This is a genomic window from Vibrio sp. J502, assembly GCF_025397955.1.
In the GTDB taxonomy this organism is placed as follows: Bacteria; Pseudomonadota; Gammaproteobacteria; order Enterobacterales; family Vibrionaceae; genus Vibrio; species Vibrio anguillarum.
This window is the reverse complement of record NZ_CP104554.1, coordinates 2,191,333-2,206,899: the sequence shown is the minus strand read 5'-3', so window position 1 is coordinate 2,206,899 and position 15,567 is coordinate 2,191,333. Positions and strand designations below refer to the sequence as shown.

At 46.9% G+C, this 15,567-nt stretch carries 11 protein-coding genes; 2 read left to right on the top strand and 9 right to left on the bottom strand.

Going from position 1 to position 15,567, the window contains the following annotated elements:
* Nucleotides 1-7: 7 nt before the first annotated feature.
* Together N5E84_RS10120 and N5E84_RS10115 are read left to right on the top strand one after the other, a co-directional pair.
* On the top strand, nucleotides 8-1,633 hold the full coding sequence (locus N5E84_RS10120; protein WP_019283254.1) for an ABC transporter permease: 1,626 nt from the start codon (nucleotides 8-10) through the stop codon (nucleotides 1,631-1,633).
* Nucleotides 1,633-2,661, top strand: coding sequence for an ABC transporter ATP-binding protein (locus N5E84_RS10115; RefSeq protein WP_019283253.1), 1,029 nt, complete (start codon nucleotides 1,633-1,635; stop codon nucleotides 2,659-2,661). The genes N5E84_RS10120 and N5E84_RS10115 overlap by 1 nt, the downstream gene beginning before the upstream one ends.
* 106 nt (nucleotides 2,662-2,767) lie before the next feature.
* On the opposite strand, the gene N5E84_RS10110 is transcribed toward N5E84_RS10115, so the two are convergent.
* The 9 genes from N5E84_RS10110 to N5E84_RS10070 form a co-directional block, all read right to left on the bottom strand.
* Nucleotides 2,768-4,180 (bottom strand): phosphoglucomutase/phosphomannomutase family protein, encoded by a 1,413-nt coding sequence (locus N5E84_RS10110; RefSeq protein WP_019283252.1) that lies wholly within the window; start codon nucleotides 4,178-4,180, stop codon nucleotides 2,768-2,770.
* Between the two features lie 62 nt (nucleotides 4,181-4,242).
* Nucleotides 4,243-6,648: a GH36-type glycosyl hydrolase domain-containing protein gene (locus tag N5E84_RS10105; RefSeq protein WP_029388442.1), complete on the bottom strand. Its 2,406-nt coding sequence runs from the start codon at nucleotides 6,646-6,648 to the stop codon at nucleotides 4,243-4,245.
* A gap of 93 nt (nucleotides 6,649-6,741) precedes the next feature.
* Nucleotides 6,742-8,655 carry a beta-N-acetylhexosaminidase gene (locus N5E84_RS10100; protein ID WP_019283250.1) on the bottom strand — a complete coding sequence of 638 codons (1,914 nt, stop codon included), beginning with the start codon at nucleotides 8,653-8,655 and terminating at the stop codon, nucleotides 6,742-6,744.
* A gap of 9 nt (nucleotides 8,656-8,664) precedes the next feature.
* The gene (locus N5E84_RS10095; protein WP_019283249.1) at nucleotides 8,665-9,540 is read right to left on the bottom strand and encodes an N-acetylglucosamine kinase; all 876 of its coding nucleotides are present in this window, start codon (nucleotides 9,538-9,540) and stop codon (nucleotides 8,665-8,667) included.
* Nucleotides 9,537-11,264: a glycoside hydrolase family 9 protein gene (locus N5E84_RS10090; protein ID WP_019283248.1), complete on the bottom strand. Its 1,728-nt coding sequence runs from the start codon at nucleotides 11,262-11,264 to the stop codon at nucleotides 9,537-9,539. Before N5E84_RS10090 ends, N5E84_RS10095 begins: the two co-directional genes overlap by 4 nt.
* 148 nt (nucleotides 11,265-11,412) lie before the next feature.
* Nucleotides 11,413-12,405 carry an ABC transporter ATP-binding protein gene (locus N5E84_RS10085; RefSeq protein WP_013857643.1) on the bottom strand — a complete coding sequence of 331 codons (993 nt, stop codon included), beginning with the start codon at nucleotides 12,403-12,405 and terminating at the stop codon, nucleotides 11,413-11,415.
* 37 nt (nucleotides 12,406-12,442) lie between these two features.
* Complete coding sequence (locus tag N5E84_RS10080) at nucleotides 12,443-13,426, bottom strand: ABC transporter ATP-binding protein (RefSeq protein WP_013857642.1); 984 nt, start codon at nucleotides 13,424-13,426, stop codon at nucleotides 12,443-12,445.
* 2 nt (nucleotides 13,427-13,428) lie between these two features.
* Nucleotides 13,429-14,454, bottom strand: coding sequence for an ABC transporter permease (locus tag N5E84_RS10075; protein ID WP_013857641.1), 1,026 nt, complete (start codon nucleotides 14,452-14,454; stop codon nucleotides 13,429-13,431).
* Nucleotides 14,455-14,456: 2 nt separating this feature from the next.
* Entirely contained in the window at nucleotides 14,457-15,443 is a 987-nt protein-coding gene (locus tag N5E84_RS10070) for an ABC transporter permease (RefSeq protein WP_013857640.1), read from the bottom strand.
* Nucleotides 15,444-15,567: the final 124 nt, after the last annotated feature.

The following is a 15,567-nucleotide window of genomic DNA, read 5'->3' as shown; positions in this document are numbered from 1 at the left end:
TTAGGCAATGAAAGAAAAAAATACATTATGGAAAACCAGTAGTGCCAGTGTCACTGTGCTACTGGTTTTGCCGATCTTAGCCATCTTTATTACCGCTGCGGGACAAAGTGATGAGGTTTTTGCTCATCTCATGTCAACCGTGATGCCCACCTATACCTTTAATACCGTCGTATTAACGTTCAGTGTGATGGGGCTTTCTTTGCTATTTGGCATTCCCAGTGCTTGGTTAATGGCGATGTGCCGGTTGCCTAGCGAACGTATTTTGCAATGGGCCTTGGTGTTACCACTTGCGATGCCTGGCTACATTATCGGTTACATCTTTACCGGTTGGTTTGACTACGCAGGCCCAGTGCAAGTGTTACTTAGAGATCTTACTGGCTGGGGTGCAGCTGATTACTGGTTTCCCGACATTCGCAGTTTGGGCGGGGCAAGCATTGTGCTTGCGCTGGTGCTTTATCCATATGTTTACCTACTGTGCCGTGCAGCATTCATGGAACAGAACGTCTCCTTATTGCAATCCGCTCGTCTATTAAAATGCTCTCCGTGGCAGAGTTTTCGTCTTATTTCACTACCGCTTGCACGGCCAGCGATGGCGGTTGGCCTCTCCTTAGTGGCGATGGAAACGGTGGGAGATTTTGGTACGGTGAGTTACTTTGCCGTTAATACCCTAACGACTGCGGTATATGACACTTGGCTCGGTTATTCTAATTTGAATGCGGCAGCGAAAATATCCGCCATCATGTTGGTGATTGTATTATTACTGCTGAGCGCAGAGCGCTATAGCCGTCGTAAACAGAAATTATTTCAAAGCCAATTTAACAGCCATGAAGATTTTCGCTATCAGTTGCAAGGGTGGAAAAAATGGGCCGCTTTGTGTTGGTGTTGGGGGCTAGTTGCGCTCGCGTTTCTTCTGCCTTTATTGCAGTTGGTCTCATTCGCTTATCACTATTTTGCGAAAAGTTGGACTTCGGAGTTCCAAGACTTTGCGATCAATAGCTTAACGGTTTCGTTGACGGCCGCGCTGGTGGCGGTGTTGATTGCTTTGGTCGTGAATTTTTGCCATCGGTTGAACGCCAACGGGGCGACTTTAGCCTTTATGCGCTTGTCTTCTATGGGGTATGCGGTTCCTGGAACCGTGCTAGCGATTGGTGTGATGGTTCCGGTGCTGTTTATGGATCATTGGGTCAATGATGTTGCTAAAGCGATGCAGTGGGGGCGACCGGGTCTTATCTTTTCTGGTTCGATGTTTGCTATTATTTTTGCTTTAGTGGTGCGTTTTTCGGCCGTGGCGATTGGTAGCATAGAAAGTAGTCTTAATAAAGTCTCACCTTCTTTGGATATGGCGGCTCGAACTATGGGTTATCGATCGAACGCTATGCTGTGGCGAGTTCATCTGCCATTGATCCGCCGTGGTACGCTTATCGCTGGGTTGTTGGTGTTTATTGAGTCAATGAAAGAGCTGAATGCCGCTTTGTTATTGCGTCCGTTCAATTTCGAAACCTTGGCGACCTATGTTTATAACTACGCATCGGATGAACAATTAGAAGTGTCTGCTTTGCCTGCGATACTCTTGGTCGCGGTTGGTTTAATTCCGCTTATCGTTGTTAACCGTTCACTGGAGCAAAATCACTGATGAGTTGTGCGCTGTCTATTCATGATTTGACTTGCAAATATGAAAACCAAACGGTTTTACAATCACTGTCGCTGGAAGTAAAACAGGGAGAAATCGTCTGTTTATTAGGAGCAAGTGGTTGTGGTAAAACGACCTTATTGAAAGCCGTTGCGGGTTTGTTGCCACTCAGCTCTGGGGTGATGAGCCTTAATTGTGTGACGATTGATGATGGTCAACATTGGTTGCCACCGGAAGCGCGAAACATAGGGATGATTTTCCAAGATTATGCGCTGTTTCCTCACTTAACTGTTGCGGAAAATATCGCGTTTGGATTGCGTCAACTATCTCAAACCCAGCGCAAAGCGAAAGTCGAAGAGATGTTGGCATTAGTGCACTTAGCGGGGCTGGGGGATCGTTATCCTCATCAACTATCGGGTGGACAGCAGCAGCGAGTGGCGATTGCTCGCTCCTTGGCGTATAAACCGGATCTACTGCTGCTTGATGAGCCGTTTTCCAACATCGATACCCAAGTTCGCCATGAGTTGATCGGTGAAATTCGCAACATTTTTAAAAAGCAGGGTGTGACGGCTATTTTTGTGACCCATAGCCGCGAAGAAGCTTTTGCTTTTGCTGATAAAATGGCGGTAATGAACCACGGTGTGATTGAGCAATATGGCACCGCATCTGAACTGTACTACCAACCGTCTAGTAAATTTGTAGCCGATTTCTTGGGCGGTGGAAGTTATTTAAGCGCCAAACGAATTTCAGAATGGCAATTTGAGACCGATTTAGGTGTGGTTGACGCCAAAGCTCAGCAACCTATTGAGCTTGAAGCCAAATGCGAATTACTACTGCGGCCACAACACATTCAAATTAGTGCGCAGCAAGAGAGCAAAGTCCGCGTGTTAGAGCAGCAATTTATGGGCGATCACTGCCGTTATGTGATTGATGCGTATGGCAGTAAGTTGCTGGCGAGTTCTTCACAGCCGTTGAGCGTTGGGCAAAATGTTGCAGTCAGCATTGATACGCAAGGTGTGTTGGCTTTTTAAAAAAAGCCCGGCATGACGCCGGGCAAGTGTTCTTCATCGATATACCTACAACCTCTTCATACTGTGCGGGTATAGCGACTCAAATTTGAGTCGAAGTGGGTAAAAGCTATAACGATAGAAAATCTTTCACCTGTTGAAGAACACGTTCTGCAGTGTCTTTATCTGCCATTTCGGCAAAAATGCGTAGCAATGGTTCAGTGCCAGAGAAACGAGCAATAACCCAGCCGCCGTTTTTAAAGTAGACTTTGGCTCCGTCTTCGTAACTGACTTTCTCAACCTCATACTCAAATTGAGGCAACTGTTTCTCAACGTAGATTTTGTTATACAACGACTCTTTTTGTGCGGCTTTAAATTTGCAGTCACCTTCTGCGGTGTAGGCGTAACCGTATTTCGCGTAAATTTCCCCCAGTAATTCGGAGAGTTTTTTGCCTGTCACGCTGATCATTTCAACCAACAAACTCGATGCAAAAACCCCATCTTTACCTTTGATGTGTCCACGAATGGTTAAACCGCCGGAGCTTTCACCACCAATTAGTGAATCATCCGCTTCCATTTGTGAGCTGATGTGCTTAAAGCCAACGGGGACTTCAAAACTTTTCTCATCGTGGTCAGCGGCAATTTTATCCAGCAGGTGGGTGGTGGCGATGTTACGCACCACGGATCCTTTCCAACCCTTATATTCAAGCAGGTAGTAGTAAAGCAGGATCAGTACTTCATTAGGATGGATGAAGTTGCCTTTCTCATCAATAATACCAAGTCGGTCTGCATCGCCGTCGGTACCTATCCCAATATCGTAACCTTCTGCGGCCACTAAATGTTTGAGACGATAAAGCGTCGCTGCATTAGGGGAAGGCATTAAACCGCCAAAATCGGGGTTTTTGCCATCATTGATCACATCCACATCGCAGCGGCCATTGATCAGAACCGTCTGCAATGCATTTTTCGCGACGCCAAACATAGGGTCAATCAACACACGCAGGTTGGCTTTTTTGATCGCTTCAATATCGATAAAGTTGATGATTGAATCGACAAACTCATTCATTGGATTGATGATGACAATCGATTTATCTTGCAGCGCTTGTTCAAATTCGACATGTTTTACATCGGCAAGCGTCAGTGACGCGATTTGTTGTTCAATCTTTTGTGTGATTACCTCATCAGCGTCTCGTCCACCTTCAATGAACACTTTGATGCCGTTGTAGTCCGCAGGGTTGTGGGATGCCGTAATACACGCCGAATAGGCGCAATTCATCTCTTTAGCCTTGAACATCACAATAGGGGTAGGAACAAACTTATCGATAAAACTTACCACCACGCCATTCGCGGCTAAGACTTGCGCAAACCAACGTGCGGCTTTGTCAGAAAGAAAGCGGCGGTCGTAGCCGATAACAAACCCGTTGTTAGCCACATTTTCGTGGTTAATGATGTTGGCAAGTGATTGAGCCACTAGACAGACGTTGTCTTTGGTAAACTCTTCACCAATAAAGGCGCGCCAGCCACCTGTACCAAATTTGATCATAATAAAATCCTTGTGGGACGAATGTTGAGCCTCAGCTCCTTCGCGCTGAGGCTCAAATCGCGTTAACCGAGAATAACCACTACATCGTTGACACTGCCTTGTGCCATGACAGGAATCACGCCTTCTACTGCTTCGCCATTCACTGTGATTGTTTTCACCCCTTTACTGACGGAGTTCGGGTTTTGCACTGTGATGTTGTAAGTCGCGCCGCGCCATTGGCGAGTGACTTCAAAACCAGGCCAATTGGTAGGAATGCATGGGTCGACGACGAGGCCATCAAAACCGACACGAACACCCAAAATGAAGTTGGTGACGGCAAAGTAGGCCCAACCAGACGTACCTGTTAACCATGGATGGTTCGCACGGCCGTGATCTTGGTGATCACGTCCCATAATGAACTGCACGTATGAGTAAGGTTCGGCAACGCGCTTTTCAATGATGTCGTTTTGGTTATAAGGGTTTAATGCGTCGTAGAACTTCATGGCTCGATCACCACGGCCAAGCTTCGTTTCTGCAACCCATGCCCAAGGGTTTGGATGTGAGAAAATAGCGCCATTTTCTTTAACACCTTGATAAACACGAGTAACGAAACCGATATCATCATTAGGGGTAGAGAAGGAAGGTGCGTTCAGATGTAAGCCGTATTCGGAGAATAGATTCTCATCAACGGCATCCATCGCTTTTTCACCACGCTCTTGCGACACTGCGCCCGATAAGACGGCGAGTGTGTTTGATTCAAGGTGAACTCGACCTTCGGTTTGCTGAGCAGTTCCTATCTTGTCGCCATTTTTCGTCAGGCCACGGATATACCAGCCACCTTCTTCATCCCAAAGGTGAGTTTCACAAGCTTCACGTACGTTCGCCGCCATTTCGGTATATTTCGCAACATCCTCTGCATTGTCACGGTATTTTGCAAGGTCGATAAACTCTTGCAGCGCCCAAAAGTGGAGGAAAGAAACCATAGATGATTCGCCACCACCTAAGTTCAGGCAATCGTTCCAGTCAGCACGTAAACCTTTGCAGATACCTGTTTGCCCTACGTATTCTGCCGAGAAGTTAAGCGCCGCCTTCATGTGTTCGTAAACCGTTGCATTGCCACCATCGGCGTAAGGGATCACTTCATCAAAGAAGGATGTTTCACCCGTTTCCATCACGTATTTACAGATGGTTGGAACGAGCCAGAGATGATCGTCAGAACACGTATCTTCAATGCCGTGGATCTTATCTTCATCACTTGGCGTTGGTACAACGGTTGGTGATTTTGATGGTTTGACATCCGCTTTTTCTGGATCAAACCAGTCAGGATCAAATAGGTGTAGGCCATAGCCCGCTTTGACTTGACCACGAAGCAGATCAACCAAGCGTTTACGGGTCATCTTCGGGTTTGCGTGCGGTACTGAAATGGCATCTTGCGCCGTATCACGGTAACCAAGACCAGTACGACCGCCCACTTCAATGAAAGAGGCAAAGCGAGACCACACCACACACGTTTCCGCTTGATAAAGCGTCCAAGTGTTGATCATGGTATCAAGGCCTTCATTCGGTGATTTTACTTGGAATTTCGCACAACGTTCATCCCAATGCGCTTTGATCCCAGCAAAAGCGGCATCGACATTAGCCAAGTCTTGGTACTTAGCCCGCAAACGCGCGCCATTGCCTTTACCAATTCCCAAAATATAAGCAAAGCGAACTTCTTCACCTGGTTGGATCACAAATTGTTTGTGCAGCGAGCCGCAATGGTTGTAGCAGGTTTGCGCGCTGTTCGAGCAGTGACCACGTTCTACTGCAATGGGATTGGCTTCGTCACGATACAAGCCGAGGAAGGTATCGCGTTGGCCATCATAAGAGTCTGGATCAAACGTCGAGGCTAAGTAGTAAAAGCCTTCGAAATCATTGGTGTTGTAGTAAAGATCGTACTCAATCACACCCGCGTGATAAGCGGTACCTGCAGAGTAAAGCGACATCTGATGGTTTTGGTTATCGGATTGAATGTGACTAAAAGAGAATTCAACAAACGAAAAAGCGCTGATAGTGCGAGTCTCAGTGGAATCGTTTTTAATGACGACATCCCAAATTTCAGCATCTTCGCCTTTCGGTACAAAGAGAGTTTTAGTGGCAGTAATGCCGCTGTAGTCACATTTGAATTTGGAGTAAGAGAGGCCGTGGCGGACTTCATACTTCGCTTCTTCTAAGCTTTTTGCTACGGGTTGCCAAGAAATAGACCAATAGTCGCCAGTTGCATCGTCACGTAAGTAAACATAGTGCCCCGGGCGATCAAAAGAAGCGTTCGGGCGAAATTTGGTAACACGGTTATATTCTGGTGAATTGTAAAAAGAGTAACCGCCCGCGTTATGAGAGATCACGGTGCAGAATTTTTCTGTCCCTAAGTAGTTGGTCCAAGGCGCTGGAACGTCAGGGCGTGTGATGACATATTCACGATTGTCGTTATCGAAATAGCCGTATTTCATTGTCATTTCCTTTTAAACAAACTGCGTCTTTTTCAGCCAAAAATTATGCTAGTGAAAACCAAGGAGAGGTAATGCCGACTCCAAGTGTTGTGTTTATTTCCATGGTGCTCGGTAACGGATGCCTTGCTTGTCCAACATAGGCAGATGTCCTTTGAGCCGTGACAGATAATCTTGCCAATCACGATGCACTTTATGAGTCCATCCTGCTTCGGCGAGTGCAGTTAAGCGTGGGTAAATCATGTATTCCATACGCTGTGGGTTATTGATTAATTCACACCATAAAGCGCACTGAATACCGAGAATTCGCTTACGGAGTGGATCGTTTTCGGGCACTTCGGCTAAAGGTTCATAGCGATAGGCTTTTTCTAATGGGGTAACACCAGCCCAGTCAACGCCCGGTTCTTCTGGTGCATAATCTTGAGCAATATCCAGATACGTGTACTGACCGGGTTGTAAAATCACATCAAACCCCTGTTTCGCGCAGTTCAATGCCGCCGCTTCAGAAAGCCAAGAGTAGATAACAGTATCTTTACTGACCTTATTACCATGATGCGCTTCTTCCCAGCCGACCATGCGTTTGCCAAGCGTACGCAGTTTTTGTTCGGCATAACGTAGTAAGTGTCCTTGTAATTCTTTGGCCTCGGTATAGCCATTATCAGCCATCAGTTGTTGACATTTAGGGCTGTTAATCCAGACCCCATCGGGCACTTCGTCGGCACCAATATGGATAAAGGGGGATGGAAATAGCTCAGAGACTTCTTGCAAGACGATATCTAAGAACTCATACGTTCCTTCAAGGGCGGGGGAGAGGACGTTATCGTTATAATATTGAATGCTGCGATAGTGTGATTGATCCTCTTTATCGGCCAGCAGATGAGGCAGAGATTTGATCGCGGCGCGGCAATGTCCGGGAACATCAATTTCAGGGATCACTGTGATACCACGCTCTTGAGCGTATGCGATAACCTCTTTGATTTCTTGTTGTGTATAGAAACCACCGTGGCGCTGCGTTAACAAGCTGTATTGAGGTTCGAGCACTTCATCAACCCCTCGCCATGCACCGATGTCGGTGAGTTGAGGCAATGCTTTAATTTCGATACGCCATCCTTCGTCATCGGTCAAATGCCAATGGAACGTATTGAATTTGTAATGCGCTAATTGGTTAATAAGCCGCTTAACTGTCTCGATTCCATGGAAATGGCGCGCACAATCGAGCATCATGCCTCGGTACTTAAAGCGTGGCGCATCACTGATTTTGACGCAGGGGACTAACCAGGATTGATCTTGAACTTGGATCAACTGCAACAGGGTCGCGCTAGCATACATAAAGCCTTGATGGCCACTCGCCTCTAAGCGAATGCCGGTACGATCGACGTTGAGTTGATACGCGCCCTCGTCAAAGGTCGGGTTAGTGCGGTAGATAATATCAGCGCTGCCAATGGGTTTGGGCTGAAAATCAAATATACGGTTGAGTTCCTGTTGTAACCAAGTCGCAGCTTGCTCAGCGCACGTGGATTGCAAGGTAATCTGGCTCGAAGTCGTTAAGGTGCAATGCCCTGTGCCGGATTCAATCTTGTTTGGTAATGGAATGAGACTGAGGCTCGCGGCTTCTGTTGCGGGTATTTCACTGCGCTCACGATAAGGCGAGGCGAGAGCAATCGGAGTTACGATCACATCATGACGTTCGAGCGGTTGCTCACCATTGCATTGAACAAAAGCGTGCTTTACGCCATCAGTGTAAAAATGGAAAGGGGCGGTTTTGATGCTAAATTCACAGTAAAAATGTGAGTTTGCAGCAAGCACGGTCATATCTGGCGTTAATGAGCAGAAACTGCCTATTTGCACTACGTTGCCATGGGTGATGCTGTCTGGCTGAATGAAGCGATCAATCACAAAATGTAACGACCAGTCTTTGAGGTCTTGATCGCTTAAGTTATGGAACGTTAAACCAAAACGGCAAAATTGCTTCTGTTCTGAGAGTACCGCAAAGTCAATTCGATAGCTCATAGTAATTCCTTAATACAAATTATGCTCGGCTTTGCCGGCAAACATAATCGCGCCTTCGATAGCGTCGAATTGAGGTTGAACAATCCACTGCTGTACCGGTGGAGAAAGCCAATACAAGATACGCTCTGCAATGCTACCCATGAGGCAGATCCGCTTGGCTCCTTTGTTATGAAGAGCGACAAGAAACATTTCGATGTCTGCCGCGGTTTGTTTGAGAAGCTCGATCGCCAGCGCATCACCTTGTTGCGCTAGAGAAAAAATAACGGGAGAGAACTGGCCATAGTCGCGTGGGAGTGCGGTTTTTGACCATTCGACAATCTGATCAACATCGTGGTTAAAATGTTGCATCACATGAGCGCTTAATAATGAAGGTTCGCCGATGCCATCCTCAATGAGCAGCACGCGCTGGATTAGGCGTAAACCCATGATGGCACCGCTGCCTTGATCGGATATGGGAAACTCTCGTCCACCCACCACATGCTGCTGCCCTGCGTGTAAAAATAGGCCACAAGAGCCCGTTCCCGCGATCATAATTGCGCCATCGTCGCCATTATGAGCACCAATACAGGCACCGTAAGCATCTGTGTTGAGCGTTAGTGAAGCAAAAGGATGTCTCTGAGACATAAACGCATGCCATGCGGATTTTTGTTCTGCGCCAGCCAGAGCAAGACCCACGTGCATCTGAGCAAAATTCTCTTTCGTCAGCCCGCTTTGGTGCGCCGCTTGAGTAATTGCATCAATGATCGCCTGCATGGCAAGTTCCACACCCAATAAAATATTGGCGCTACCGCTTTTCGCTTCACCTAACAGCGCGCCTTGCTCGTTGCGGATGCGTGCGCGACATGATGTGCCGCCTCCATCAATACCGACATAATAAAAAGTCATGATTGCCTCTCTAAGTCTGGTGTTGAGAAGTGGCAAAACTGGGTTGTGATGGCCAGCAGATACCAAGCACCATGAGGAATCCATTGCTCAGCCCAACGCCAGTTTTGCAGCATGTCATCCTTCTGTTTCGCTGGGTTGAAAGCGATATCTTCTTCATCTTCAAAACCGCCTGTAATGCCATTACACACTCCCCCTTTGGCATTAAAAAAGCCTAGGTGGGGGAGGTAGTCTGGATTGTTGCGACCGTGCCCATCGAGCATGCACATATCGTATGGATTTAATCCGATAATCCAGTTCAATGCATTTTGTGCAAAGGTGGTTAAAGGGGCATGCAGATCCGCGTTGACGAACGCTTGGGCGCGATAAGCCATACACGCGAGCGATCCTAAACGCGCATTTTCGCCTTGCCACCAGTAGCCGGATTCATTGTCGTGAGCGACAAAAAATGCGCAGCGTTTGTCGCCATTTATCGGTTTCACATATTGGCGTGGGTAGCCAAATGGGTTACTGACTTGATGAGTGATGGTGAGCTCAAAGCGGCAAGCATTCTCAATCACTTGAACGACTGATTGTTTGCGGTGTTCTTCTGTTTCAATCTCGAGATATTCGCACAGTGCAATCACAGGTATCCCAGCTTCGGCGGCGTGATAATAAGGGCGACTGGCATCACTATTGGCTGCCCAATAATGAGCGATGTTAGCGTCGCTGTGTTGATAAGCGCATAACCTTTGTGCCCAAAGACGACACTCAAGTAGATAATTTGCTTGATGAGTTGAGCGGTAGAGCTCAACCGATGCAAGCAGAGCGCAATAGGCATCAATGATGTTCTCTTGGCCATCGTCGAGATAGCGCGTGTTATTTTCTTTTAAATGCCAGTAACCATGCTCCGCCGCTGTTAAATAGTGTTCTGAGGTGAAATCACCGTGAACATCTAAACGTGCTGCCACCGCAAGAGCGGCAATCGCAACTCCACCTCCTTGGCGAAATCCGGCTTGATAATCGTCAGACTTGTGGCCGGATTGAGTGGCATAGGCGCAGATCTCTCGCTGCTTAATGTCCTTGCTCCATTTGTCAAAGACCGTTGTATAAAAGAACCCCTCGGAGTTTTGCATGCGGATCAGAAAATCAGCACCAAATAACGCCTCTTCCTTAAGGCGAGTGCGAGAAAATGCAGCAAAACTCGAGTGGTGTTCTAGTTGTGCCAATCCCTTTAGCATATTCCAAACCACCATTGGGGTTTGTTGAGGGTTTAAATAGTTGGCGTAAGAAAGGTGACTCAGATACTTACTGACGTCACCGGAAGCGTCGTACCAGCCACCGTGTACATCGGCAGTGGTTGATGTACCAAGCAGTGGTACGAGCTTATCTTGCTGGTCGAAAATGCCACCACAACGTTGTGATTTGAAGTAGTGCAATACATCAGAAAACGTTTTTTTCATCAGTATCCCTTCACCAATTTCAAAAATAGGGGAGTGGGTATTTTCAAAACGCAGGTAATACTGCCCTGAAGTGGTGTATTGAGAAAAGTCGATCGTATAAAAGCTACCTAAATGCCAATGTGCGACTTTAGCTTGTGGTTCAACAACGAAAGTCGACACCGTTTGATGGCTGTTTGCACAAACAAGCAGGGCGATATCGGAAGAAACACGGAGCGTGTTACTCATTAGTATCGCCTGTTTGGGCCCTTGTGGCTCATAACCAATATGGTTAATCAGTAGCAGCATTAAACATCTCCAAGCCAGATCTTTGATTTCTCGCCAGCACTCAACCTGTCGGGGGCGTGTGCTGACTTTGTTTTATATTTTTACCTAAGGTATTGAAACTGATGAGGTTATGTCAGCGGCTTCAATACCTTAAGGTGTGCGTTAGTGATTATTCAAATAAGTAACAACGAACAAAGTGGTTATCAGACAACTGAGTCACCGCTGGAAGTTGTTCACGACATTTGTCACTCGCCTGCATGCATCGACCAGCAAAAGGGCAGCCTGTTGATACTGGAGTCCAAAGTGGAATTTCGCCTTTGTTCCCTTTGAGCTTTTCGTGTATCGATTTACTAGGATCGGGTACTGCGGAAACCAATAGTTGAGTATATGGGTGCTGAGGATCGTGAATGATCTCTTCGGTATCGCCCCATTCCACCATATGTCCGACGTACATGACGGCTAAGTCTTCGGCGATGTAGCGTGCGGTGGCGATGTCGTGCGTGATATAAAGCAGCGACATCTGCTTTTCAAATTTCATCTCTTCCATCAGGTTGAGAACACCCGCACGAATCGACACATCCAACATGGAGGTTGGTTCATCAGCCAGTACCACTTCGGCACCAACCGCGATATTACGCGCTAAGTTGACACGTTGGCGCTGTCCACCAGACAACTGGTGCGGATATTTCGCGGCTGTTTCTTTTGGTGGAATAAGGCCGACTTGTTCCAGTAAATCGTGAACGCGTTCTTCTAACTCTCTCTTATTACCTGACGTCACTTTTTTATGGATAAGCAGTGGACGAGCAATATGATGAAAAATGGTATGAGTTGGGTTGAGTGAGCCAAACGGATCTTGCCATACCATCTGGACGCCTTCGCGATAGTGCATCAGGTCACTGCGTGAAGTGATGTCTAAAATATCGCGTCCTTTGTATTCAATTACACCGGATGTTGGGGCGTACATTTTGGCAATCATTTTAGCGGTTGTTGATTTGCCAGAGCCTGATTCACCCACGACAGCCAAGCCGCGGCTTTTGAACATTTTGAACGATACGTCGTTGATCGCTCGCATCATAGGTTGTTTTAGGGTGTTACTGTTGATTGGAAAATCTTTAACTAGATTTTTCCCCTCAACCAGTAATTCACCGAAATTTTTGCTCATAATTGTCTCCAGAAATTTTTGTAATACAGCTTGTGCTCTACAGTTTCACTTGAGCAATTGGGTCACCGTAAAGGTGGCAACTGGAGAAGCGTCCAAGCTCTATTTGGCGCAAACTCGTTGGAATTTTGGTGCAAGCTTCATGTACGCGATCGCAACGAGCTTGGAAACGACAACCTTGAGGTATATCCAATAAGTTCAAAGGGTTACCTGGTATTCCAGTTAACTTCGTTTTAGGGCCTGTCAGTGGAGGGAAAGAACTACCCAGCCCTTTGGTGTAAGGGTGGAAAGGGCTTTCCAGAATCTGTTTAGAAGGAGCCACTTCAATTAATTCACCGGAATACATGATGCCAATCCGATCGGAGAACTCGACCATCAACGACAAGTCATGGGTGATGAACAAGATAGAGAAGCCAAACTCTTCTTTCAGCGCATAGATTTTTTGCAATATTTCACGTTGGACAACCACATCAAGTGCCGTAGTGGGCTCATCCATAATGATCATTTTAGGATTGAGCGCGAGAGCAATTGCAATCACCAAGCGCTGACGCATACCCCCAGAGAATTGGTGTGGGTAATCGTTTAATCGACTTGGGTGAATATCGACAATTTCTAACAAACCTTCAGCACGGCGTTTAGCTTGTTCACGAGTCATGTTGGTATGGCGCATGATCACGTCACAAAATTGCTCTTCCATCGTCAATACTGGGTTCAAAGCGTTCATCGCACTTTGAAACACCATCGACATTTGGCTCCAGCGAAAGGATTGCATGCGTTCATCGCTGTATTTAATGATATTTTCACCATTAAAAATCACTTCTCCGCCAGTAATAAACGCGGGCGGCTTATGCAGACGCATCAGTGAAAATGCGATAGTTGATTTACCACAGCCAGATTCACCAGCAAGGCCAAATACTTCGCCAGGTGCAATGTCAAAACTGACGTTGCTGCATGCTCGAACATCACCTGCGTCGGTGATGTAGTCAACGCATAGGTTACGGATTGAAATAAGTGGGTTTGTCATGATTATTTATCTCCGCTCCAAAGTGCATTTTGTGGTGGCAGGTCAGGCTGACGCTCTTTCTTGTCTTGCTCTGCGAGTTTTTTCCAACGCTTCATTCCTTTGTGTGAACGCAGTTGTGGGTTGGCAATTTCATCGACCGCAAAGTTCAGTAAAGCCAAACCAGTAACGAGCAGAGTCAAAGCAATACAAGGAGCAAGCAGTTCCCACCAAGCGCCAATCAGCATAGAAGAGGACGTTTGAACGTTGTACAACATGATGCCCCAACTGATGGTGTTTGGATCGCCAAGACCAAGGAAGGAGATGGTCGCTTCCATCATGATGGCGTACATCACTGAACCGATGAAGCTAGCGCCAACGATGGAGATGAGGTTAGGTAGAATCTCAACGAAAATGATGCGCCATGATGATTCACCCAAGACTTCCGCCGCTCTGACAAATTCTTTTTCACGCAGTGCGAGGGTTTGTGAGCGTACGACCCTAGCGCCCCAAGCCCAGGAGGTGCAGCCAATGATGAGTGCAATGGTTAATGGGCCGGCCTCTCCAATAAATGCCGCGACCACGAATAAAAGAGGATATTGCGGTATCACCAGCATGATATTCATAGCGGCGGTTAGAATGTCATCGACCTTACCGCCAAAGTAACCGGCAGAAACACCAATCACAGTCGCAAGAAAGCAGACGGTCATTCCTGCGCCAAAACCCACGGCGAGTGAGACACGTGCGCCATACACCACTTGTGACCAAACATCGCGTCCCATACGAGAGGTGCCTAGCACATGGTCTTCACCTTTTGAGAGTAGTAAGGTGCGGCGGTCAGTCGCCAAGTTTTCAGCAATCCAGCCATTCGGATCTGCTTTAGCGGCTTTGACGACGAACGATGGGTACTCGTGTGGATTTCCGGTACGTTTATCTGGCGCATGTTTGGTGATCAGTGGCGCAGCAAGGGCGATGAATAAAAATAGGCCCAAAATAATGACACCGACCATGGCAACGGTATTGCCGCGAATGAGTTTAATGAGATCTTTCATGATTATTTACCTCCCTTGCGTAGGCGAGGGTCTAGTACGACATAAAGCATGTCCGCCAACAGGTTAAAGAACAGCATAAAGAGCGTCATAATCAGTAGCTGCCCTTGCAGAACTTGGTAATCACGAGCGTTGATCGCATTAAATAAAACGGTACCAAGGCCAGGATAGTTAAAGATAATTTCAATGATGAGCTGGCCACCGATAGCCATACCCAAAGACATCGATAGAGCGGTGACACTTGGCAATAAAGCATTACGAGCGGCGTACTGGAAAACCACACGGTTTTCGCTGAGCCCTTTCCCTTTCGCCATCGTGATGTAGTCTTCAGCGAGCAGGTTAATCATGTTGTTACGCATGTTGACGAGAAACCCACCGATTTGTACTAGAGACGCACAGACAAGAGGCAAGAAAGCGTGGTAAGCCACATCTTTAATGAATGTCCAACTTGTCCAATCTGGCATCGTACCAGCAGTGTAGGCATAACCCGTAGGGAACCATTGCAAGCCGATAGCAAAAGTAAACATAGCGATCATCGCAATAACCACTTGTGGAACGGCTTGTATAACCAACATCCCTGGGGTAATAAACGTATCGTAACGACTGCCTCGTTTCCATGCGGCAAAAATGCCCAGTAGAGAACCGATTGAGAACGAGATCACAACCGCAGTACCCGCTAGAAATAACGACCAACCAAATGCACTACCCAGTAATTCATTGACACTTAACGGATAGAACTTAATCGACGTGCCTAATTCCCAACTTAGAATGCTTTTTAAATAGGTCAAATACTGTACGGGCAACGGACCATCAACGAAACCGAGAAGCTGTTTCATCGCTTCGATTCGTTCTGGCGTTACTTGCGTTGTTGCGTTTGCGAACATCATGGTCACTGGGTCTCCAGGCATGGCTCGCGGAATAATGAAGTTCAATGTTGCTGCAACCAGCAACGCGATAAAATAAAATGACAAACGTCTTAAAAAATAACCCATAACTCACACCTTACTCACCCAGTTTTATCCTGTACCTGGTTTCAGGTCGCTCCTAGCGAAATTTAGAGCGAAAAATCCCCTAACGACGAGCGTTATACATTTGCTAGGTATTTAGGGGATTTTA

Bases quoted from the DNA above. Each gene is read 5' to 3' on its own strand.
- N5E84_RS10120 (WP_019283254.1), top strand. From the start codon at position 8: ATGAAAGAAAAAAATACATTATGGAAAACCAGTAGTGCCAGTGTCACT.
- N5E84_RS10115 (WP_019283253.1), top strand. From the start codon at position 1,633: ATGAGTTGTGCGCTGTCTATTCATGATTTGACTTGCAAATATGAAAAC.
- N5E84_RS10110 (WP_019283252.1), bottom strand. From the start codon at position 4,180: ATGATCAAATTTGGTACAGGTGGCTGGCGCGCCTTTATTGGTGAAGAG.
- N5E84_RS10105 (WP_029388442.1), bottom strand. From the start codon at position 6,648: ATGAAATACGGCTATTTCGATAACGACAATCGTGAATATGTCATCACA.
- N5E84_RS10100 (WP_019283250.1), bottom strand. From the start codon at position 8,655: ATGAGCTATCGAATTGACTTTGCGGTACTCTCAGAACAGAAGCAATTT.
- N5E84_RS10095 (WP_019283249.1), bottom strand. From the start codon at position 9,540: ATGACTTTTTATTATGTCGGTATTGATGGAGGCGGCACATCATGTCGC.
- N5E84_RS10090 (WP_019283248.1), bottom strand. From the start codon at position 11,264: ATGCTGCTACTGATTAACCATATTGGTTATGAGCCACAAGGGCCCAAA.
- N5E84_RS10085 (WP_013857643.1), bottom strand. From the start codon at position 12,405: ATGAGCAAAAATTTCGGTGAATTACTGGTTGAGGGGAAAAATCTAGTT.
- N5E84_RS10080 (WP_013857642.1), bottom strand. From the start codon at position 13,426: ATGACAAACCCACTTATTTCAATCCGTAACCTATGCGTTGACTACATC.
- N5E84_RS10075 (WP_013857641.1), bottom strand. From the start codon at position 14,454: ATGAAAGATCTCATTAAACTCATTCGCGGCAATACCGTTGCCATGGTC.
- N5E84_RS10070 (WP_013857640.1), bottom strand. From the start codon at position 15,443: ATGGGTTATTTTTTAAGACGTTTGTCATTTTATTTTATCGCGTTGCTG.